General features: G+C 62.7%; 22 protein-coding genes. 11 read left to right on the top strand and 11 right to left on the bottom strand.

Going from position 1 to position 19,720, the window contains the following annotated elements:
* Window positions 1–57: 57 nt before the first annotated feature.
* The 3 genes from KCX70_RS13275 (at window position 58) to KCX70_RS13265 (ending at window position 3,725) form a co-directional block, all read left to right on the top strand.
* Window positions 58–627 (top strand): TRAP transporter small permease subunit, encoded by a 570-nt coding sequence (locus KCX70_RS13275; RefSeq protein ID WP_249121644.1) that lies wholly within the window; start codon window positions 58–60, stop codon window positions 625–627.
* Window positions 624–1,925 (top strand): TRAP transporter large permease, encoded by a 1,302-nt coding sequence (locus KCX70_RS13270; RefSeq protein WP_212617829.1) that lies wholly within the window; start codon window positions 624–626, stop codon window positions 1,923–1,925. Before KCX70_RS13275 ends, KCX70_RS13270 begins: the two co-directional genes overlap by 4 nt.
* 63 nt (window positions 1,926–1,988) lie before the next feature.
* Window positions 1,989–3,725 (top strand): IlvD/Edd family dehydratase, encoded by a 1,737-nt coding sequence (locus tag KCX70_RS13265; RefSeq protein ID WP_212617828.1) that lies wholly within the window; start codon window positions 1,989–1,991, stop codon window positions 3,723–3,725.
* Between the two features lie 47 nt (window positions 3,726–3,772).
* Here KCX70_RS13265 and KCX70_RS13260 read toward each other — a convergent pair whose 3' ends face one another.
* The 4 genes from KCX70_RS13260 to KCX70_RS13245 form a co-directional block, all read right to left on the bottom strand.
* Entirely contained in the window at window positions 3,773–4,678 is a 906-nt protein-coding gene (locus KCX70_RS13260) for a DMT family transporter (RefSeq protein ID WP_212617827.1), read from the bottom strand.
* Window positions 4,679–4,829: 151 nt separating this feature from the next.
* Window positions 4,830–5,597 (bottom strand): helix-turn-helix domain-containing protein, encoded by a 768-nt coding sequence (locus KCX70_RS13255; RefSeq protein WP_212617826.1) that lies wholly within the window; start codon window positions 5,595–5,597, stop codon window positions 4,830–4,832.
* A 68-nt stretch (window positions 5,598–5,665) separates the two neighbouring features.
* Window positions 5,666–7,054: an adenylate/guanylate cyclase domain-containing protein gene (locus tag KCX70_RS13250; RefSeq protein ID WP_212617825.1), complete on the bottom strand. Its 1,389-nt coding sequence runs from the start codon at window positions 7,052–7,054 to the stop codon at window positions 5,666–5,668.
* 171 nt (window positions 7,055–7,225) lie between these two features.
* Complete coding sequence (locus KCX70_RS13245) at window positions 7,226–7,543, bottom strand: Mpo1-like protein (RefSeq protein ID WP_031311077.1); 318 nt, start codon at window positions 7,541–7,543, stop codon at window positions 7,226–7,228.
* A gap of 226 nt (window positions 7,544–7,769) precedes the next feature.
* Here KCX70_RS13245 and KCX70_RS13240 point away from each other — a divergent pair, with 226 nt between their 5' ends.
* The gene (locus tag KCX70_RS13240; protein ID WP_212617824.1) at window positions 7,770–8,690 is read left to right on the top strand and encodes a DUF808 domain-containing protein; all 921 of its coding nucleotides are present in this window, start codon (window positions 7,770–7,772) and stop codon (window positions 8,688–8,690) included.
* 66 nt (window positions 8,691–8,756) lie between these two features.
* Entirely contained in the window at window positions 8,757–9,197 is a 441-nt protein-coding gene (locus KCX70_RS13235; RefSeq protein WP_102852025.1) for a nucleoside deaminase, read from the top strand.
* A 6-nt stretch (window positions 9,198–9,203) separates the two neighbouring features.
* Here the strand turns inward: KCX70_RS13235 and KCX70_RS13230 are convergent, their stop codons facing one another.
* Complete coding sequence (locus tag KCX70_RS13230; protein WP_212617823.1) at window positions 9,204–10,655, bottom strand: TrkH family potassium uptake protein; 1,452 nt, start codon at window positions 10,653–10,655, stop codon at window positions 9,204–9,206.
* 190 nt (window positions 10,656–10,845) lie between these two features.
* Here KCX70_RS13230 and KCX70_RS13225 point away from each other — a divergent pair, with 190 nt between their 5' ends.
* Both KCX70_RS13225 and KCX70_RS13220 read left to right on the top strand, forming a co-directional pair.
* Window positions 10,846–11,217 carry a YkgJ family cysteine cluster protein gene (locus tag KCX70_RS13225; protein WP_021208643.1) on the top strand — a complete coding sequence of 124 codons (372 nt, stop codon included), beginning with the start codon at window positions 10,846–10,848 and terminating at the stop codon, window positions 11,215–11,217.
* 87 nt (window positions 11,218–11,304) lie between these two features.
* Window positions 11,305–11,871 carry a nitroreductase family protein gene (locus KCX70_RS13220; protein ID WP_212617822.1) on the top strand — a complete coding sequence of 189 codons (567 nt, stop codon included), beginning with the start codon at window positions 11,305–11,307 and terminating at the stop codon, window positions 11,869–11,871.
* A gap of 2 nt (window positions 11,872–11,873) precedes the next feature.
* Here KCX70_RS13220 and KCX70_RS13215 read toward each other — a convergent pair whose 3' ends face one another.
* The 6 genes from KCX70_RS13215 to ispZ form a co-directional block, all read right to left on the bottom strand.
* Window positions 11,874–13,223, bottom strand: a complete 1,350-nt coding sequence (locus KCX70_RS13215; protein ID WP_212617821.1) for a sensor histidine kinase — start codon at window positions 13,221–13,223, stop codon at window positions 11,874–11,876.
* An 86-nt stretch (window positions 13,224–13,309) separates the two neighbouring features.
* Entirely contained in the window at window positions 13,310–13,711 is a 402-nt protein-coding gene (locus KCX70_RS13210) for a Spy/CpxP family protein refolding chaperone (protein ID WP_212620345.1), read from the bottom strand.
* A gap of 135 nt (window positions 13,712–13,846) precedes the next feature.
* Window positions 13,847–14,524: a response regulator transcription factor gene (locus KCX70_RS13205; protein ID WP_102852020.1), complete on the bottom strand. Its 678-nt coding sequence runs from the start codon at window positions 14,522–14,524 to the stop codon at window positions 13,847–13,849.
* A gap of 19 nt (window positions 14,525–14,543) precedes the next feature.
* Window positions 14,544–14,927: a hypothetical protein gene (locus tag KCX70_RS13200; protein WP_212617820.1), complete on the bottom strand. Its 384-nt coding sequence runs from the start codon at window positions 14,925–14,927 to the stop codon at window positions 14,544–14,546.
* 66 nt (window positions 14,928–14,993) lie between these two features.
* The gene (locus KCX70_RS13195) at window positions 14,994–15,293 is read right to left on the bottom strand and encodes a YciI family protein (protein ID WP_212617819.1); all 300 of its coding nucleotides are present in this window, start codon (window positions 15,291–15,293) and stop codon (window positions 14,994–14,996) included.
* An 8-nt stretch (window positions 15,294–15,301) separates the two neighbouring features.
* Window positions 15,302–15,883 (bottom strand): septation protein IspZ, encoded by a 582-nt coding sequence (ispZ, locus tag KCX70_RS13190; protein ID WP_212617818.1) that lies wholly within the window; start codon window positions 15,881–15,883, stop codon window positions 15,302–15,304.
* Between the two features lie 178 nt (window positions 15,884–16,061).
* Between ispZ and KCX70_RS13185 the strand changes: the two genes are divergently transcribed.
* The 4 genes from KCX70_RS13185 (at window position 16,062) to KCX70_RS13170 (ending at window position 19,707) form a co-directional block, all read left to right on the top strand.
* The gene (locus KCX70_RS13185; protein WP_212617817.1) at window positions 16,062–16,928 is read left to right on the top strand and encodes a PHP domain-containing protein; all 867 of its coding nucleotides are present in this window, start codon (window positions 16,062–16,064) and stop codon (window positions 16,926–16,928) included.
* 13 nt (window positions 16,929–16,941) lie between these two features.
* Entirely contained in the window at window positions 16,942–17,565 is a 624-nt protein-coding gene (locus tag KCX70_RS13180; protein WP_212617816.1) for an L-threonylcarbamoyladenylate synthase, read from the top strand.
* 78 nt (window positions 17,566–17,643) lie between these two features.
* Window positions 17,644–18,819, top strand: a complete 1,176-nt coding sequence (locus KCX70_RS13175; protein WP_031311079.1) for a tryptophan--tRNA ligase — start codon at window positions 17,644–17,646, stop codon at window positions 18,817–18,819.
* A 57-nt stretch (window positions 18,820–18,876) separates the two neighbouring features.
* Window positions 18,877–19,707, top strand: coding sequence for a segregation and condensation protein A (locus tag KCX70_RS13170; RefSeq protein ID WP_256437894.1), 831 nt, complete (start codon window positions 18,877–18,879; stop codon window positions 19,705–19,707).
* Window positions 19,708–19,720: the final 13 nt, after the last annotated feature.

The raw sequence follows: 19,720 nt of genomic DNA, 5'->3' as shown, positions 1-19,720 counted from the left end.
CTTCTTCGATGACCAACGGCTTTCCGGCTACGGCCGGATAGTCCGAGGAGCTCTGCCGTGAAAAAACCTCAACCTTCCTCCGATCATCTGGATGTCTGCGCGCCCGAACCGGGGCATGGGCTGCTTGACCGCGGCATTCGTCGAGCCGGTCAGATAATCGCCTGGCTGGTATTTCTCGCCATGCTGGTCAGTGTGTTCGAAGTCATCATGCGCTACGGCTTCAACTCACCCACCGAGTGGGCGCACGAAACCACGACCTTCCTGGTGGCTGCCATCTTCGCGCTGGGTGGGCCCTATGCGCTGGCGACCAACCGGCACATCCAGATTCGCATCCTGCTCGACCGCCTTTCACCGCGTAAGCGGAGCTGGCTGGAGCTGCTGAACCTGGTGCTGGGCATCCTGTTCTGTCTGGCGATCGGTTATGCCGCCTGGGTGCTGGCCTACAACGCGACTCATGCGCCCGATGGCAGCTGGCGCCTGGAAACCTCGGGATCGTCCTGGAACCAGCCGCTTCCGGCATTCACCAAGATCGTCATCCTGGTCTCCATCGCGCTGATGTGCGTGCAGCAAGTGGTGCGGATCGCGACTCACCGACGCGCGCGTCTTGATACGGATGCCACGAAATGAGCATCGAGATCGCAACCTACCTGATGATTTTCGCGATCTTCGCGTTGCTGGTGCTGGGGCTACCGTTGGCGTTCGTCACCGGCCTGGTCGCCGCAGGCTTCACCTTTGGCTGGTTCGGCCCGGTGGCCGTGCCGCTGGTGGCCAGTCGCATGTTCGGCTTCATTACCGAATATTCGCTGGTGGCCGTGCCGATGTTCGTCTTCATGGCGGGCTTGCTGGACCGATCGGGGCTGGCGCGGGATCTGTTCAATTCCATGCGCTTCTTCGCCGGCCGGCTGCCGGGCGGGGTGGCGGTACAGACCATCGTCGTGGCGTTCTTTCTCGCTGCCATCTCCGGAATCATCGGCGGCGAAATCGTCCTGCTCGGTGTGCTGGCGCTGCCGCAGATGCTGCGCCTGGGCTACGACAAGCGCATCGCCATCGGCGTGGTCTGTGCGGGTGGTTCATTGGGCACCATGGTGCCGCCCTCGATCGTGCTGATCATCTATGGCCTGATCGCCAGCGTCTCCATTGCCGACCTGTTCAAGGCAGCGATCGTTCCTGCAGCGCTGCTGATGGGCAGCTACATGCTCTACGTGGTGGTGATGTGCATGCGTTATCCGCACATGGGCGGTGCGCATCAGGAGAAGGATGCCAGCGTGCCGCGATTGACGCTCGGCGAGGCGTTCAAGGGCATGTTCTTTCCGATCGCCATCGCCGGCCTGGTACTCGGCAGCATCTACGGCGGTATCGCTTCGGTCACCGAGGCGGCCGCCATGGGCGCGCTGGGCGTGCTGCTGGCGGTACTGGTGCGCGGCGAATTCAGCCTCAAGCTGCTTCAGGAGAGCCTGACCCAGACCCTGGAAACCTGCGGGATGATCGTCTGGATCGGTATCGGCGCGGCCTGTCTGGTGGGGGTTTACAACCTGATGGGCGGCAACCGCTTCGTCTCGGCGGCAATCACCGGTTTGGACGTCGCGCCCTTCGTCATCGTGCTGGTGATGATGCTGATCTTCCTGCTGCTGGGCATGTTCCTCGACTGGATCGGCATCGCCATGCTCTGCCTGCCGATTTTCGTGCCCATCGTCGTCGCGCTCGGCTACGACCCGGTGTGGTTCGGCATCCTCTTCGCGGTGAGCATGCAGGTGTCTTACATATCACCCCCATTCGGCCCTGCTGCCTTCTATCTCAAGAGTGTGGCGCCGCCCGATATCACCCTGACCGACATCTTCCGCTCGATGGTGCCCTTCATCGTCATCCAGATAGCGGTGCTCGGCCTGTTGCTCTACTTCCCGGCCATCTCGACCTGGCTGTTGTAACCCAACCCGAACGTTAAACCTGGCGGGCCCGGTGGGCTGGCCGACGAAAACAGGTGTATCGCAATGACTGATAAACGCCCCCTGCGCTCCGCTCAATGGTTTGGTACCACTGACAAGAACGGCTTCATGTACCGCAGCTGGATGAAGAACCAGGGCATCCCGGATCACGAATTCCAGGGCAAGCCGATCATCGGCATCTGCAACACCTGGTCGGAGCTGACGCCGTGCAACGCGCACTTCCGCAAGATCGCCGAGCACGTGAAGAAAGGTGTGCTGGAGGCGGGCGGCTTTCCGGTCGAATTCCCGGTGTTCTCCAATGGTGAATCGAACCTGCGACCCACCGCCATGCTGACCCGCAACCTGGCCAGCATGGATGTGGAAGAGTCGATTCGCGGTAACCCGGTGGATGCCGTCGTGCTGCTGGTCGGCTGTGACAAAACCACCCCGGCGCTGCTGATGGGCGCGGCCAGCTGCGACGTGCCGGCCATCGTCGTCACCGGAGGGCCGATGCTCAACGGCAAGCACAAGGGGCGTGACATCGGTGCCGGGACCATCGTTTGGCAGATGCACGAGCAGTACAAGGCCGGGCAGATCGACCTCAATGAGTTTCTCTCTGCCGAGGCCGGCATGTCGCGTTCGGCGGGCACCTGCAACACCATGGGCACCGCCTCGACCATGGCCTGTATGGCCGAAGCGCTGGGCACTTCATTGCCTCACAACGCGGCGATTCCGGCCGTGGACTCACGGCGCTACGTGCTGGCGCACCTGTCCGGCATGCGCATCGTCGAGATGGTCGAGGAGGACCTGCGGCTGTCCAAGGTGCTGACCAAGCAAGCCTTCGAAAACGCCATCCGCGTCAACGCCGCCATCGGTGGTTCGACCAATGCGGTGATCCACCTCAAGGCGATCGCCGGGCGGATTGGGGTCGAACTGGATCTGGATGACTGGACTCGTATCGGCCGCGGCATGCCCACCATCGTCGACCTGCAGCCTTCCGGGCGCTTCCTGATGGAAGAGTTCTACTACGCCGGTGGATTGCCGGCGGTGATCCGCCGGCTGGGTGAACATCAGCTGTTGCCCAATCCCGATGCGCTGACCGTCAATGGCAAATCACTCTGGGACAACTGCGTTCAAGCCCCGATCTACGGCGAGGACGAGGTCATTCGCGCGCTGGACAATCCGCTACGCAAGGACGGCGGCATCTGCGTATTGCGCGGCAATCTCGCGCCCAGCGGTGCGGTGTTGAAACCCTCGGCGGCAACGCCGGAGCTGATGAAGCATCGCGGTCGCGCGGTGGTGTTCGAGGACTTCGACGACTACAAGGCGCGCATTGCCGACCCCGACCTGGACGTCGACGAAACCTGCATCCTAGTCATGAAAAACTGCGGACCCAAGGGTTATCCCGGTATGGCCGAGGTCGGCAACATGGGCCTGCCGCCGAAGGTATTGGCCAAGGGAATCACCGACATGGTGCGGATCTCCGACGCCCGTATGAGCGGTACCGCTTACGGCACCGTGGTCTTGCATGTCGCGCCGGAAGCCGCAGCGGGTGGACCGCTGGCGGTGGTGCGCAACGGTGATTTCATCGAGCTGGACTGTTACGAGGGCCGTCTGCATCTGGATGTCTCGGATGCCGAGCTGGAGGAACGGCTGGCGGCGTGGCAAGCGCCGCAGGGCCTGCTGTGGGACGGTGGTTATCGGCGGCTGTTCGTGGAGCATGTGATGCAGGCCGACGAGGGCTGCGACTTCGACTTCCTCGTCGGTTGCCGTGGCGCCGAGGTTCCGCGCCATTCCCACTAACGGGCCTTCGCCGTTGGGTAATCAGGCGCCGACATCATCGGCGGACTCTACGAGCGGGGCGCTGCGGGCCGCTCCGCGAGTGGGGTAGCAACTGCTGGCGTAGCGGGGGCCTTGAGGCAGCTGGTAATTACCGTCGCCAGGATGATCAGGGTGCCGCCGAGCAGCATGCGCAGGGTGGGCTGTTCGTTGAACAACCACCACGCAAAGGCGATCCCGTAGACCGGCTCGAGGGCGAAAATAACCGCGGTGGTCCGAGCCTTCAGTACTTTGAGGCTCGCCACAAACAGGCTGTGCGCCAGCCCCGTGCAGAACACACCAAGCAATGCCAACCATAGCCAATCCAGTGCCGGCACTGCCGGTAGCGCGGTCCAGGTGAAGGGCACCAGGCACAACAGGATGGTGCCGTTTTGCCAAAGTGCGGCCTGGACTGGATCGACACCGCGGGTGACGGCTCGGTTGAGCAGAGAGAGCAGGGCGAACGTCAGGCCCGAGAGGATGCCGTAGAGCAGCCCAACGGTGCTTTCGCTGGCGAGATCGAAGTGTGGCGTTACCAACAGCAGGCCTGCGCATACCAGCCCTACCATGGCGAACTCGATCGGTCGGGTGCGCTCGCGGAACAGCAGCCCTTCAAGCAATACCGTGAAGGCCGGGAAACTGGCGAAGCCCAGCGTGGCGATGCCGACCCCGCCGACCTTTACCGCCAGGAAGAAGGTCAGCCAGTGCCCGCCCAGGAGAACCCCGCCGAGCAACAGGCCGACCCGCTGGCGAGAGCTTGCGCGGGCGCTGTTGCTGCGAAGCAGCTGGCTGGCCAGTACCAGCGCCACGACGGCAAAGCCGGCTCGGCCGAAGGTGATGATCAGGGGTGTGCTTGCCGCCAGTTTGCCGAATATCCCGGACAACCCGAACATCAGCGCACCGAAGTGAATCGCCAGCAGGGCGTTGCGATGGGTCATGGTCTGACGTCCAGCGCGGGTCGGCAACGTCGGGTAAGGACGGCCGATAGATCGATACGAAACATATGCGCCTCACGGTGGGATGCCTCGTGGCATCGTGAATAACAGTGAGTGCTTATGCTACGGCGCGGGAGACGATCGGTCTGTCGCTTCACTCTCGCAGTTTGTCGTGCGCCTCGCGCCGGATCACGCGGGGCGTGGTTCCGTATTCGCGGGCGAGTGCGGCGGTAAAGGCACTTTGCGAGGCATAGCCGACGCGCGCGGCGATCTCGCCGACCGTCAGCCGCGTGCTCAATAGCAGCGCCCGGCCTTGATGCAGGCGGCGCAGCCGAACGAATTCCTGTGGCGTTTGCCCGGTTTCACTGGCGAAGCGCGCGTGGAAACGCGCCACGGAAAGGCCGGCCAGTCGTGCCAGGTCCCTGACCTCGAGCGGATGGGCCAGATGTCGGTCGATGTGGTCGCGAAGCGAGGCCAGCGGCAGTGGGCGTTGCCAGCCTGCCGGCTCGCAACCGTTGGCGAGGCTGGCCAAGAGCAGGGTTGCGCCTTGCTCGCTGATGATCGGGTCGTTGACCGGGCTGGCTGCGAGCCAGCCAACCAGTTGGCTTTGCATCGGGTTCAGGTGCAGCGCTGCGCTTTGCTCCAGCAAGCGCCGGGCGGAGTCGCTGTGATGGCCGAGGCGTTGCTGCAGCCAGTCGCCGTCCGGAATGTCCAGCACCAGGCACATGCTCCCGTCAGGGCTGCCACAGGCGTGGCGCGCCTCGCTGGGCACGACGGCGAGGAACTGCTGCTGGATACGGCTGCCCTGGCCCTCGATCTCGAAGTCCAGACGCCCGCGCAAACCGAACACCAGCTGCGTGTGATGGTGACTGTGGATGATCTGGTCGTGGTTGTAATGACGCAGGGACAGAATGGGCGACATGGTGACCTCGACTGCATGCGGATGGCGTGGCCGGCTGCGGTTGGATCGGCTGCGCGGCGGCGCCGGTATCACATGATGACCTTGTCGCGCAGCTTGTCGGCGGCCTGATTGAGGGCCTGGATCACGCGTTCCTTGTCGAAGTTCTGCACCCCGTTGGTGTCCAGGTACATCGAAAACCCCGGCAGCTCATGCTCGACGAAGCTGCTGGTAGCGCCGAGATCGCGGCGGAAATCCACCACCTGATAGATCTGTACGGGACGCGAGAACCCCTTGACCGTAATCTGGCCATTGTCGCGGCACATGATCACGTCTTTGACCAGCGAATAGGTTTCGTGAGAGATCAGGATCTCGCCGGCTTCGGCGGAGCTCTCCAGGCGGCTGGCCAGGTTCACTTCGCGACCGATGATGGTGTAGTCCATGCGGGTATCGGCACCGAAATTGCCGACGGTGCAGTAGCCGGTGTTGATCCCCATGCGGATTTCCATCGGTTTGGTGATGCCCTGGGCGCGCCATTGCTGGCGCAGGACTTTCATGTGCTTGCGCATGGCGATGGCCATCGATACCGCAGCCACCGCATCCTTTTTCGCGCCCTGGCTGGTGGGGTCGCCGAAGAACACCATCACACAGTCGCCCACGAACTTGTCGATGGTGCCGCCGTATTTGAGGGTGATCTTCGACATCTCGTTGAGGTAGTTGTTGAGCAGATCGGTCAGGGCTTCGGCTTCCAGCTCTTCGGAGAGTTCGGTGAAGCCTTTGATGTCGGAGAAGAACACGGTGAGCTTCTTGCGCTGGGTTTCCAGGCGGACGCTGCGCTTGCCGGAGAAAATGGATTCCCACACCTGAGGCGAGAGGTACTTGGCGAGGTTGCGGGCCAAACGTGCTGCTTTGGCCTGCTCGGCCTCGACTTCGCGGCGTGCTTGCGCCAGTCGTTCACCTTGCTGGTGCACGTAGTAGGCGGTGATGCAGACGTACAGGGTGGTGAACAGGATGCTGACAGCCGCCACCAGCGGAGGCGTTGCCAGGTCCAGGCGCAGCGGTACCAGCAGGCTGGCCAGCCCCATGCCGCCGGCCACCAGCAGGGCCGTCAGCAATAGATGGCGCAAACTGCCGATGACCAGCGCGCTGAAACCCAGGGTCAGCAGGAACATCAGGCTGGGCACCAGGCTGCAGCCGAGCAGCACGATGCCGGCACCCGCGTTCAGGGCGTCGAGAGACAGCAGGGTTTGCGAGGTGCGTTCAGGGTGCTCGCGCTTGAAGCGGTAGCTCAGGTGATAGGCGAAATGCGGATATAGCAGGGTGTAGGGCACCATCCATAACAGATCGAGTGCGAATTGCTGGGTATAAACACCGGCGGCAAGTGTGGCGGCACAGCTCAGATAGGCTAAAACCCGGGCGTAGTACTCGCGCAGCGGGCGAGTCGCGAGGCCGTTTCGCCGTTCACCGGTCACGGTTGGCATGGTGGTTACTGTCCCTGAAAGATTCAACCGCTCTAGCATGCGATGTTCGAGTCGAATGTGCGTCGTGCGGTGCTGATCGGTGATCATAACCAAGTCACCGCCGATGCGCCAAACCACCCATCTCAATCCGTGACGAGGCGCGGTAAATCGGTTGTACGACCAGCTCGGCGGTTAGAAACGGATCTTTCCGGTCAGCATATCCTTGAGCATTACCCAGTCACCCAGGAAGCTGTACAGCGGATACTGGAATGTCGCCGGTCGGTTCTTTTCGAAGATGAAATGCCCGATCCAGGCGAACCCGTAGCCGGCCAGGGGCATAGCCAGCAGCCAGAGCCATTGCTGGCTGACCAATGCATAGGCCAGTATGCCCAGCACCAGCAGGCTACCGGCGTAATGCAGGCGACGGCAGACGGGGTTGCTGTGTTCGGCCAGGTAGAACGGGTAGAAATCGGCGAATCTCGTAAAGCGTTCGGCGGCATGCGTGCTCATGTTGCACCTCTTGTTGTCGTTGACATCGCAGTCTAGATTCATCGATGGCTCCTGGCCACGCCGTCTGCCGGATCATCGCTCGACGCCTCGTCGCGACTGCGGCGGTCGGGCCCGCGCCGACATGGCGGAACTTGTACCACCGCCCGGCGCCTTAATGTTCATCCGCTCGAAACGGTGGCATGCTCCTGCCGCTTTGCCTTCTCTCTATCACTAGGACGACCAACCTTTGGCCAGTAGCTTGCTTGCCTTGATCGACGACATCGCCACCGTTCTGGATGACGTCTCCGTCATGACCAAAGTCGCTGCGAAGAAAACCGCAGGTGTGCTCGGAGACGATCTGGCGCTTAACGCGCAACAGGTTACCGGGGTAAAGGCCGACCGAGAGCTGCCTGTCGTCTGGGCGGTTGCCAAGGGCTCGCTACGTAACAAACTGATTCTGGTGCCGGCCGCGCTGTTGATCAGCGCGTTCATTCCCTGGGCAGTCACGCCGCTGCTGATGCTTGGGGGCGCCTTTCTCTGTTTCGAGGGTTTCGAGAAGCTGGCACACCGCTTTCTGCATGCCGATGATGACGCTCATGCTCGGCAGATCGATGCGCTGTCCGATCCGAGCGTCGATATGGTTGCCTTCGAACGGGACAAGATCAGCGGTGCGGTGCGCACCGATTTCATTCTGTCGGCTGAAATCATCGCCATTACGCTCGGTACGGTGGCCACGGCATCGTTCGCCGAGCAGGTGCTGGTTCTCGCTGGCATCGCCATCATCATGACGATCGGCGTGTATGGCGTGGTGGCCGGTATCGTCAAGTTGGACGATGCCGGGCTGGCGCTGAGCAAAAGCGCGAACGGCGCAGCGCAGCGGATCGGACGCGCAATTCTCGCAGTCGCCCCTTGGCTGATGAAATCCTTGTCAGTGGTGGGCACCGCTGCCATGTTCATGGTCGGCGGCGGCATCCTCACCCATGGCTTCAAGACCGTGCACGAGTGGATCGAGAGCAGCGCCGAGCACACGGTAGCGCTGCCGTATTTCGGCTCGGTGCTTGCCGGGCTGACTCCGACGGTGCTCGACGCGGCTTTCGGCATCCTCGCCGGTGGCTTGGTCTTCGCCGCCGTTACGCTTGGTGGTCGGCTGATCAAGCGCAAGGGCTGATCGCTTAGCCCCCAACAATGGCCGATCGGCCCAGAACACTCGCAGGCTTATCACAGGAGGCAGACAGTGGACGCATTCATGCAGGCGGCGCTCGATGAGGCGAAGAAGGGGTTGGCTGAGGGTGGGATACCCATCGGCTCGGTCATCGTTCATCGAGGGCAAATCATCGGCCGAGGACATAATCGGCGGGTGCAACAAGGCAGCGCCGTGCTGCACGGGGAAATGGATGCCTTCGAGAACGCCGGCCGGCAACCGGCGAGCGTCTATGCCGACTCGGTGCTCTACACCACGCTGTCGCCCTGTTCGATGTGCAGCGGCGCCATCCTGCTGTACGGAATCCCCAAGGTCGTGATTGGCGAAAACCAGACCTTCATGGGCGAGGAGCGACTGCTACGCGATCGTGGTGTCGAGATCGACGTGCTGCAGGACGCGACCTGCATCGAGATGATGCGCGGCTTCATCGCCCAGCGCCCTGAGCTGTGGAACGAAGACATCGGTGAGTTGTAACGCCGCTCAGTGACGCCAGAACGAGGGCGTCAGCATGACCAGCACGGTGATGATTTCCAGGCGACCGAGCAGCATGCCGAGCGACAGCAGCCACTTTGCGGAATCCGGCAGGGTCGAGAAATTACCCGCCGGACCGATGATGGGTCCCAGGCCCGGACCGACGTTGCAGACGGCAGTTGCCGCCGCGGTCAAGGCCGTCAGCATGTCCAGACCCAAGAGCGCGAGCGCCAGGGCCAGCGCGCCGATGGTGATGGTGAAAAAGAACGAGAAGGTCAGGATCGACCGGACGATTTCTTCGTCGAGCGGGTGGCGATTGTATTGCTGCTTGATCACCGCCCGGGGGTGGACCAGTTGCGCCAGGTTGGCACGCAGTAAGGAATAGGCCACCTGGAAACGGAAAATCTTCAGGCCGCCGGACGTCGAGCCGGAGCAGCCACCGATGAAGGTCAGGTAGAAAAACGCCAGTACCGCGAATTCCCCCCACTGGGTGTAGTCACCCAGCGCGAAGCCGGTCGTCGTGACCACCGAGACGACGTTCAGCGACACGATACGAAGCGCGTCGAGGAAGTCGTAGTCGGAATTGAGCGTCAGCCAGATGGCGAACGCGATGCACATCGCGAACAGCATCGCGACAAAGCCTTGCACCTGTTGATCGTGGATCAGGGCGTAGCGGTTTCCCCGCACCGTCGAGACCATCAGGATGAAAGGCAAGCCGCCCAGCAACATGAAGACGACCGCGGTCCAATGCGCGGCGGGCGAGAACTTGCCCATGGAGCTGTCCGAGGTGGAGTAACCGCCGGTGGAGATGGTGGTCATGGCATGGTTGATCGCCTCGAACGGGGTCATGCCGCTGAGCCAGTAGCAGATGCCACAGAGCAAGGTGAGTGCGAGATAGACGAACAGGATCGACTTGGCCATCACGTGCGAGCGGGGCATTGCCTTTTGCGACCAGTCCGACGACTCGGTCTGGAACAGGCGCATCCCGCCGATGCGCAACAACGGCAGGATCGCAACGGCCATGCCGATAAAGCCGATCCCGCCCAGCCATTGAAGCATCGATCGCCACATCAGCAGCCCCGGCGACGCGGTGTCCAGGCCGGAAAGTACGGTCGATCCGGTGGTGGTGATCCCCGACATGGTCTCGAAGAAGGCATTCGTGTAGCTGATGTGGTGGATCAGCATCATCGGCAGCGCAGCGAAGCAGCACACCACCAGCCAACTGACCGTCGTCAGGAAATACATGTCGCGCGGACGCAATTGAGCCAGTTCGGGGCGGCCCGGAGCTACCAGTGCGATGCCGGAGCTGAAGGTGATCAGGCTGGCCCAGAGAAAGGCCTGGAGATCGTCGGTGCGATCGAAGGCGAACAGCGTGATCATCGGAATGACCATGCTGACAGCGAGGGTGATCAGGAAGATGCCGAGAATGAAACCGATAATGCGCAGCGTCGGCAAGGCCATTTTTGATTGATGCTCGGCTCGAAAAATGAGGCGGTCATTCTACCCCTGTCACCGCGGCAGTAAACCGGCGATCGGCCTGGCGAAAAATCTTTTGCGACGGGGCAGGTGAGGCTCTTCCCAAGTTCGTGGCGATGAATAAAATAGCCGCCCGGTGCCGGCCCTTTGCCGGTTTCTCGGTATTCATCCTTCCATGTCGATCGACAATCCCTGCCTCACGTGCGGCGCTTGCTGCGCGTACTTTCGTGTGTCTTTCTTCTGGGGCGAATGCGCCTCGTCCGGCGGTACCGTTCCGGATGCCGCCACCGTCCAGGTCAGCCCGTTCCATGTCGCGATGCTGGGGACCGAGTCCAAGCCGGCACGTTGTGTTGGGCTCATGGGCGACGTCGGTTGCGGGGTGCGCTGCACGATGTATGAACAGCGGTCGAGCACCTGCCGCGAGTTCGAAGCGTCCTGGGCCGATGGTCAGCACAACGCGCATTGCGATGCCGCCCGTGCTGCCCATGGCTTGCCTCCGTTGACGCCGCCACTGGAGCCACAGCTTTCACCCGACCGGGTGGCCTGACCTCCAGCGGTACGTGCTTGGTGCCATCGATTGCCACACGAACGTGCCGACACCCTAGAATGTCGGATTCGTTTTTGGAGGTTTCAGATGGATGCTCTCGAACTGTTGCTAAACCGTGTTTCCGTAACGCGGCTCGTGGATCCGGCACCGACCGCTGCCCAGCTGGATGTACTGCTTCGCGCCGCGTTGCGCGCCCCGGATCACGGCCAGCTTCGACCCTGGCGTTTCCTGACGGTCCAGGGCGAGGCGCGGACGCGACTGGGAGAGCTGTTTGCCGATGCGCTTCGCTTACGCGAGCCGGATGCGACCGAAGAGGCTCTGCGCAAGCCGCGCAAGATGCCGCTGCGCGCGCCGATGGTACTGATCGTCATCGCCCGGGTACTGCCGCATCCGAAGATCCCGGCGTCCGAACAGGTGCTCGCGGTTGCCTGTGCGGCGCACGGTATATTGCTGGCCGCACATGCACAGGGGCTCGGCGCTGTCTGGCGAACCGGCGAATATGCCTATGACCGGCACGTGGCCGAGCAGTTGGGCCTGGCCGAGGATGAGCAGGTGTTGGGATTCATCTATCTTGGCACCCCTGAGGGTGACCTTCGTACGCCGCCAGAGCTGGATCCGCGCTCGTTCGTCGCCTCGTGGGACGGCACGCAGTAGCGTCAATCCAGGCGAGCAGGGGCTGTACGGTTCGGGCTCAGTGGCAGTTTCAAACTGGCGACGAAGCCGCCGCGCGGATGATTGCTCAACAGCAACTCGCCGCCGTGTCGCTCGGCGGCGCGACGGGCGATCGCCAGACCTAACCCGTGGCCGGCCGTGGTCTGCCCGGGAGCACGGAAGAAGGGTTCGCTCAGCCGCGCGAGATGAGCGTCGTCGACGCCCGGCCCGTGATCGCGGATGCTCAGGAGCAACCAGTCGCCATCCTTTCTGGCGCCCAGCTCGATCGGTTCGCCTTCGGGATTGAAGCGCAGCCCATTGCGCAGCAAATTATCCAGTGCCCGCTCGAGCATGTCCGGCCAGCCGCGCACTGCGATATCGGCGTCCATTCTGGTTTCGATGCGCTGGGCTGGCGCGACGATTCGCGCATTCTCCGCCAACTGCTCGAACATTGCTGGCAGATCGACATTCGAGGCAGCGCCTGGGTCAGCATCCAGGCGTGCGAGCTGCAGAATCTCGCTGATCAAGGCTTCCAGCCGATCGCACTCCTTGGCCAGGCGCGGCCAGATGACTTCACGCTCCGCTGGTGTTGCCCGCTCGGCAAGCGCAAGGGCAATACGTAAACGCGCCAGTGGCGAACGCAGTTCGTGGGATACGTCGCGTAATAGCTGTCTCTGGCTGTTGATCAAGCTTTGCAGTCGCGCCCCCATGCGGTTGAAGTCCTTGGCCAGCACACCGAGTTCGTCACGCCGGTTCGCCAAGCGGGCCAGGGAATTCTGTTGATAGGTGGTCTGACCCAGGTCGTGGACGGCGCCGCGCAGGCGATCGAGCGGGCGGGTGATGGACAAGGTGAGCAGCAGACTGAAGCCGGTCAGTACGACCAGGGCGATGGCGATCGCGCTCAATGGCCAGAACAGGCTGCCGCGATGCCACGCTTGCAGTTCGGAGTTGGGGATCCGGTAGATGAACAGGTAGGTCTCGCCCGAGAGCGGGCTGGTGTAGTCGGTGGTCAGCCGGCGCCAGGGCAGGCCGCCGTCACGGTTCTCCTGGCGTGCCTCGAACGCGGCGGCGCGAGCTGGAAAGGTGCCGCGAATGGCGGGCTGGCCATTCTCGGCCAGCACCTGCACGTCAATGTGGAAGCGGCGACGGTGCTGCTCGAGGAGGAATTGCGCGGCGATCGGGCCCTGGCGCTCGTAAACGCTGGTCCAGATTTCGGCGAGATTCCTCACCCCGGGGTGGCGGTTGATGATCCAGCTGTCCTGGTTCAGTGCGTGTCCCAACAGCACGGCGAGGCCCGCTGCCAGTGCGATGGCAAGCCAGAAGGTCGCAAGAATGCGCCAGAACAGTGATCGCACCGGTCATATCTCCACGGCAAAGCCCGAGCTGCGCTGCGCGAGGCAGAGCGGGTCGGGCGGGTTGGTTCAGGTCAGGTTCGGAAGCGTCAGCTCTTCTGATCGCGCTCGGCTTTCCATTGCTTGAACTCGGCACGTTCGGCTCGCTTGGCTTCCATCTTCTTGTGCATCTCGTCGAATTGCTTCTGCTGTTCAGGCTTGAGCAGGTCACGCATCTGCTTGTGCGTCTTTGCCTGGCTGCTGGCCAGTTCGTCCTGCATCTCCTTGCGCTCGGCTTTGGGCAGCTTGTCGAGGTAGCGCTGGGTGATCTCGCGGTGGGTCTGCATCTGCTCGCCCATCAGCTTGCGCATCTGGCTTTGCTGCTCCTTGGTCAGGTCGAGCTGCTCGAACGGCGTGTGTTCTCTACGGTGGTGTTGGCCGTCTTCGGGCATGGCCATGGCAACGGCGGGGAGGGTAGAGGCGAATAGCAGGGCGATCAGTGTCTTGCGCATCATGGTTTCTCCTGTAGATGGAAACCGATCGCCAGAGGGGCCTGTAGACAGGTTCTGGCTTCGACCGGATGAGCGCAGTCTATGGCGCGCAAGGTCAAGCGCGGTCAGCTCAGGGTAAAGGCTGGGTAAAGCCGTTCAGGAAGCGTAGAGGTAGCCGCGGCTGCGCAGTGCGACTATGCGTGGACGCCCGTCGGGATGCGGCCCGAGCTTGCGGCGCAGGTTGCTGACGTGCATGTCCAGGCTGCGGTCGTACAAGGTCAGTTTGCGTCCCAGGGCGAGCTGCGCCAGGGCTTGCTTGTCGAGCGGCTCACCGGGCTGGCTGAGCAGCGCCTCGAGGATACGCCCCTCGGACAAGGTCAGGGTCACTTCGTGCTCGCCGACATTGGCAACGCCTCGGGCCGGGCTGTAGCAAAGGTCGCCCAGCTCCAGCTGGGTCGGCGCGCTCGCAGGTTGGCTGCGCCGCAGCACTGCGCGTAGCCGCGCGGTGAGCTCGCGGGGGTCGCATGGCTTGGCCAGATAATCATCGGCGCCGAGCTCCAGGCCAAGAATGCGGTCCAGCGGCTCACCGCGGCCTGAGAGCATCAATACCGGCAGGTCGGGATGTTCGCTACGCAGTTGCTTGAGCAGTTCGAGGCCACTGCCGTCGGGCAGCATCACATCGAGGACCACCGCCGCCGGTTGATGCTCGGCCAGCGCAGCGCGTGCGCTCTGCCCGTCATGACAGGCGTGGGCGACGAACCCTTCCTGGGCCAGCCAGCTGACCAACAGTTCGCAGAGTTCTTCATCGTCGTCGATCAGTAGCAGTTCGCTCATGCTCTTGCTCGTACTCGCTTCAATTCAGCCATTGCCGGCGCCGGCGCCCCCGGGTGGTCAGCACGCCGAGCAGAAAACCCAGCACCCCGACGCCGCCACCAACGGCAAACCACTGTTGCTGGTCGTTCAGCAGGGGCGGCTGTAGCTTCGGTTGCCCTTGTTGCAGCTGCATACGCAGCCGATGGTTCTCCTGGCGCAGATGCGACAGCTGAGCCCGTTCGGCGTCGGCGATCGCCGTATCGAGGCCGGCGCTCAGCGATTCGCGTTGCACCTCGTTGTCGGGCAGGCTTTGCGTCAGTTCACCCTGCTGTTCGAGGGTTGGGGCGGTCGTATCTTCGTCAGCTTGTGCCGAAGCCATGGCAAGACTCAGAACAAGCATCAGGGGCAGCGAACCTTGGCGCATCGGAACTCCTTTTTCCTCAACGGCCGCAGAATCGCGGCCTGACCATCTGTGGCGTGGGCGATCGATTCAGGGGAAGACTTGCTTGAACGGTTTGACCACGACCTCTCCGTAGACGCCGGCGGCCTTGTAAGGATCGGCCGCGGCCCAGGCTTCGGCGGCCTGCAGGGAGTCGAACTCAGCGACTACCAGGCTTCCGGTAAAACCGGCCTCTCCCGGGTCATTGCTGTCGATCGCCGGATGCGGGCCGGCCAGAACCATGCGGCCCTCGTTCTTCAACTGTTCGAGACGCGCCAGGTGAGCCGGGCGGGCGGCCAGGCGGCTTTGCAGCGAGCCGGGTACGTCGGTAGCGATGATGGCGTAGAGCATGTTGCCTCCTAGGGTTGTTCGGGTGCGGGGCGCACGTGGCGCACCAGGTAGATCGCCTGGCCCGCCATGAAAAGCAGGGTCAGCCCGAGGCTGCCGAAGACCTTGAAGTCGACCCAGATGGACGGGTAGACGAAGGCCACGAACAGGTTGGCGAAACCGCAGACGAGAAAGAACAGGATCCAGGCCACGTTCAGTTGCGCCCATTGCGCCGGCTTCAACTGCACGGCATGGCCGATCATGCGTTGGATCAACGGCTTATCGCCAATGAAATGGCTACCGATGAAGGCCAGCGCAAACAGCCAGTTCAGGACCGGTGCCTTCCACTTGAGGATGGTCTCGCTGTGCAGCGCCAGCGTCAGTCCGCCAAACAGCAGGCAGGCGCCCAGCGTCAACCATTGGCCTTTTTCCAGGCGGCGCTGGTGAATGAACAACCCTGCGTAGACGATGACCGAACTGACGATGAGCACGGCCGTGGCATTGAAAATACCTCCGACGGTGAGGCTCAGGTCGGCCACTTCGAAGGTTCTGGGCTCGAGCTTGTAGGTTATGAAGAACAGCAACAGCGGGATGAAATCGATTATTTGTTTCACGAGAGAGAGCCAGAAGCGGTTAGTGGCCGGCATAATACCAAACCGCGTCCTTGGCAGAATGCCATACGCCGGTCAATTCGGGGACGTGGCTCAAGCTTTGACGAGGCGGATGACGGCACGAGTGCTGGCCCTGACGGTCAGAAACGTAAGTCGCCAACCTCCTGGAGAATAGGTCGGAATGATTGTTGATCTGCATTGCCACAGTACCGCCTCGGATGGTGTGCTAGCACCCGAGGCGCTGGTCGAGCGGGCACATGCACGGGGCATCGAGATGCTCGCGCTGACCGACCACGACACACTGGAAGGCCTTGATGCGGCGCGTGCCAAAGCCGACTCGCTGGGAATCCGGCTGATCAACGGTATCGAGCTGTCCTGCGTCTGGAGCGGCGCCACCGTGCACATACTGGGGTACGCCTTCCGCCAGGATGCTGCGCCTTTGCAGGCTGCCATCGAGGCGCTGCACGACGGCCGCTGGCTGCGTGCGGAGTTGATCGCCCAGCGGCTGGCAGCAAAGGGGATGCCGGGCGCACTGGAAGGTGCTCGGGGCGTCCAGCAGGAACTGGGCGACAGCGGCAATGCCCCGGCGCGGCCACATTTCGCCGAGTTCCTAGTGCGTGCAGGGCATGTCCGTGACCGTGCCGAAGCGTTTCGCAAGTGGCTCGGCTCGGGCAAGCTCGGGGACGTGAAGCAGCACTGGCCGAGTCTCGCGCAGACCGTGACGACCCTGCGCAGCGCCGGTGCCTGGGTTAGCCTGGCGCACCCTTGGCAATATGACCTCACGCGCAGCAAACGGCGCCGTCTGGTCACCGAATTCGCCGAGGCGGGCGGCCATGCATTGGAAGTGGTCAACGGTATGCAGCCGCTGGATCAGGTTGGCGGTCTGTCGATTCTGACCCGTGAGTTCGGTTTGATGGCCAGTGTCGGAAGCGATTTTCATGCACCAGGCGACTGGTCTGAACTGGGAATGTACCGGAGCTTGCCAGAAGATCTGCAGCCTGTGTGGAGGCATTTCGATCATGAACCATGCGAGTCTGTTGCCCGCTGAGCAGGGAGTTTCCATGAGCCAGTTCTTCCAGATTCACCCCGACAACCCCCAGGCCAGGCTGATCAAGCAGGCCGTGGAGATCATTCGCGACGGTGGCGTGGTGGTCTATCCCACCGACTCCTCCTACGCGATCGGCTGCTCGATGGGCAACAAGTCGGGTATCGAGCGGATCCGCCGCCTGCGTCAGCTGGATGACAAGCACAACTTCACGCTGGCCTGCCGCGACCTGTCGCAGCTCGGCCTGTTCGCCAAGGTGGACACCGCTGCGTTCCGTCTACTCAAGACGAACCTGCCGGGGCCCTACACCATCATCCTCAATGCGACTCGCGAGGTTCCACGCATGCTGTTGCATCCCAAACGCCGTACCATCGGCCTGCGGGTGCCGGCGCAACCCATCGCTCAGGCGCTGCTGGCCGAATTGGGCGAGCCCTTGATGAGCGTGAGCCTGATCCTGCCGGGCGAGTCCGAGCCCATGAGCGATCCCTACGAGATCCGCCAGACACTGGAACATCAGGTGGACCTGATCATTGACGGCGGTTACGGTGGCGTCGAAGCGTCCACGGTTATCAGCCTGGTGGATGGCGAGCCGGAGATCGTGCGGGTCGGCTGCGGTGATCCGGCGGCGTTCGCGGGCTGACCGGGCTCACCCTGTCAAGAACCAACAAAGGAAACCCTTTTGAGCTCCATGGATTCGCAGCGACGTGTGGTCTCCGGCATGCGGCCCAACGGCCGCCTTCACCTCGGGCACTATCACGGCGTACTGAAGAACTGGATCAGATTGCAGCACGAGTATCAGTGCTTCTTCTGCATCGTCGACTGGCACGCGCTGACCACCGATCAAGCGGCGGGCCCTGACATAGCGCGCAACGTCCAGGACATGGCAATCGACTGGCTGGCGGCGGGCGTCAGTCCCAGCTCGGCTACCTTGTTCATCCAGTCCCAGGTCCCGGAGCATGCCGAGCTGCATCTGTTGCTGTCGATGGTCTGCCCACTGGCCTGGCTCGAGCGCGTGCCCTCCTATAAAGAGCTGCAGCTCGATTCGCAGCACAAGGACCTCGGCACATACGGCTTCCTCGGCTATCCGTTGCTCCAGGCCGCCGATATTCTGGCCTATCGCGCCGGGGTGGTGCCGGTCGGCGCTGACCAGTTGCCCCATATCGAGTTCGCGCGCGACGTGGCGCGGCGCTTCAACCACCTTTATGGGAGCGAGGAGGATTTCGAGGCGAAGGCCGAAGCGGCGATCCGCAAGCTCGGCAGGAAGAGCTCCAAGCTCTACGCCAGCCTGCGCAAAAGCTACCAGGAGCAGGGTGATCTCGAGGCGCTGAATACGGCGCGAGCCCTGCTCAAGGACCAGCAGACCATCACGCTCGGCGATCAGGAGCGCTTGTTCGGCTATCTGGAAGGGGGCGGCAGACTACTGCTTCCCGAGCCGCAGGCTCTGCTAAGCGATTCACCCAAGGTGTCCGGTCTGGATGGCGGCAAGATGGCCAAATCCGCCAGCAATTCGATTTTCCTGCGCGACACGCCTGCGGACATCGAGGAAAAGATCAAGCGCATGCCGACCGATCCGGCACGTGTCCACCGTCATGATCCCGGCGAGCCGACACGTTGCCCGGCTTGGCAGATGCATCTCGCGCATTCAGGTGATGAGGTCTGTCAGTGGGCTGAACAGGGCTGCCGCACTGCCGGTATCGGTTGCCTGGAATGCAAGGCGCCGCTGATCGAGGCGATCAAGCTGGAGTTGGCACCGCTTCAGGAACGCGCGGCCGATTACGAACAGAATCCGGACCTGGTGCGTAGCATCCTGGCCGAGGGTGCCGAGCAGGCGCGCGATGAGGCCCGCGAAACCCTGGTCGTGGTGCGCCAGGCCATGGGCCTGAGCTATCGCTAGCGCGCGCCGACGGTCCGCCGAACTCCATTCGAATCCCGTACGTTACTTGGAGAGAGCATGCAGCAACCCCAGACCGAGGCGGTAAACGGTCCGCCTGGCGAGCAGCTGCGGCTGGCGCTGGTCTACGGCGAAGCGTTCAACAACCTGCCTCAGGATCTCTACATCCCGCCGGACGCCCTGGAAGTGTTCCTGGAGGCATTCGAGGGGCCGTTGGATTTGCTGCTGTACCTGATCCGCAAGCAGAACATCGACATCCTCGATATACCCGTCGCCGAAATTACTCGCCAGTACATGGGCTACGTCGAGCTGATGAAGGCCGTACGGCTTGAGCTGGCAGCTGAATACCTGGTGATGGCCGCGATGCTGGCCGAGATCAAGTCGCGCATGTTGCTGCCGCGTTCGGCCGAGGTGGAAGAGGATGAGCTCGACCCTCGCGCCGAACTGATACGCCGGTTGCAGGAGTACGAGCGCTTCAAGGCGGCCTCGGAAGATCTCGACCAGTTGCCGCGGGTCGGCCGCGACCTGCACGTTCCGAGAATCGATGCGCCGGATGCACGGGCACGCAAGTTGCTGCCGGAAGTGAGTATCGAGGAGTTGCTGATGTCCATGGCTGAGGTGCTGCGCCGTGCCGATCTGTTCGAAAGCCACCAGGTGACGCGGGAAACGCTGTCGACTCGCGAGCGGATGAGCGAAGTGCTGGAACGGTTGAAAGGCGGGGCCTTCGTTGCCTTCGCCACGCTGTTCACGGTCGAGGAGGGCAGGCTCGGCGTTGTGGTGACCTTCATGGCGGTACTGGAGTTGATCAAGGAGTCGCTGGTCGAACTGGTGCAGAACGAGCCTTTTGCGCCGATTCACGTGCGCGCTCGGGCGGAAGAGGGGGTCGTATGAGTGCAGGTAATCA

This window comes from Stutzerimonas stutzeri (assembly GCF_018138085.1).
Lineage (GTDB): Bacteria > Pseudomonadota > Gammaproteobacteria > Pseudomonadales > Pseudomonadaceae > Stutzerimonas > Stutzerimonas stutzeri_AI.
This window is presented reverse-complemented; position numbering and strand designations above follow the sequence as displayed.

Excerpts from the sequence above, each read along its gene's own strand:
- KCX70_RS13270 (WP_212617829.1), top strand. The coding sequence starts at position 624 with ATGAGCATCGAGATCGCAACCTACCTGATGATTTTCGCGATCTTCGCG.
- KCX70_RS13265 (WP_212617828.1), top strand. The coding sequence starts at position 1,989 with ATGACTGATAAACGCCCCCTGCGCTCCGCTCAATGGTTTGGTACCACT.
- KCX70_RS13260 (WP_212617827.1), bottom strand. The coding sequence starts at position 4,678 with ATGACCCATCGCAACGCCCTGCTGGCGATTCACTTCGGTGCGCTGATG.
- KCX70_RS13255 (WP_212617826.1), bottom strand. The coding sequence starts at position 5,597 with ATGTCGCCCATTCTGTCCCTGCGTCATTACAACCACGACCAGATCATC.
- KCX70_RS13250 (WP_212617825.1), bottom strand. The coding sequence starts at position 7,054 with ATGCCAACCGTGACCGGTGAACGGCGAAACGGCCTCGCGACTCGCCCG.
- KCX70_RS13245 (WP_031311077.1), bottom strand. The coding sequence starts at position 7,543 with ATGAGCACGCATGCCGCCGAACGCTTTACGAGATTCGCCGATTTCTAC.
- KCX70_RS13230 (WP_212617823.1), bottom strand. The coding sequence starts at position 10,655 with ATGGCCTTGCCGACGCTGCGCATTATCGGTTTCATTCTCGGCATCTTC.
- KCX70_RS13225 (WP_021208643.1), top strand. The coding sequence starts at position 10,846 with ATGTCGATCGACAATCCCTGCCTCACGTGCGGCGCTTGCTGCGCGTAC.
- KCX70_RS13220 (WP_212617822.1), top strand. The coding sequence starts at position 11,305 with ATGGATGCTCTCGAACTGTTGCTAAACCGTGTTTCCGTAACGCGGCTC.
- KCX70_RS13210 (WP_212620345.1), bottom strand. The coding sequence starts at position 13,711 with ATGCGCAAGACACTGATCGCCCTGCTATTCGCCTCTACCCTCCCCGCC.
- KCX70_RS13205 (WP_102852020.1), bottom strand. The coding sequence starts at position 14,524 with ATGAGCGAACTGCTACTGATCGACGACGATGAAGAACTCTGCGAACTG.
- KCX70_RS13200 (WP_212617820.1), bottom strand. The coding sequence starts at position 14,927 with ATGCGCCAAGGTTCGCTGCCCCTGATGCTTGTTCTGAGTCTTGCCATG.
- KCX70_RS13195 (WP_212617819.1), bottom strand. The coding sequence starts at position 15,293 with ATGCTCTACGCCATCATCGCTACCGACGTACCCGGCTCGCTGCAAAGC.
- KCX70_RS13185 (WP_212617817.1), top strand. The coding sequence starts at position 16,062 with ATGATTGTTGATCTGCATTGCCACAGTACCGCCTCGGATGGTGTGCTA.
- KCX70_RS13180 (WP_212617816.1), top strand. The coding sequence starts at position 16,942 with ATGAGCCAGTTCTTCCAGATTCACCCCGACAACCCCCAGGCCAGGCTG.
- KCX70_RS13175 (WP_031311079.1), top strand. The coding sequence starts at position 17,644 with ATGCGGCCCAACGGCCGCCTTCACCTCGGGCACTATCACGGCGTACTG.
- KCX70_RS13170 (WP_256437894.1), top strand. The coding sequence starts at position 18,877 with ATGCAGCAACCCCAGACCGAGGCGGTAAACGGTCCGCCTGGCGAGCAG.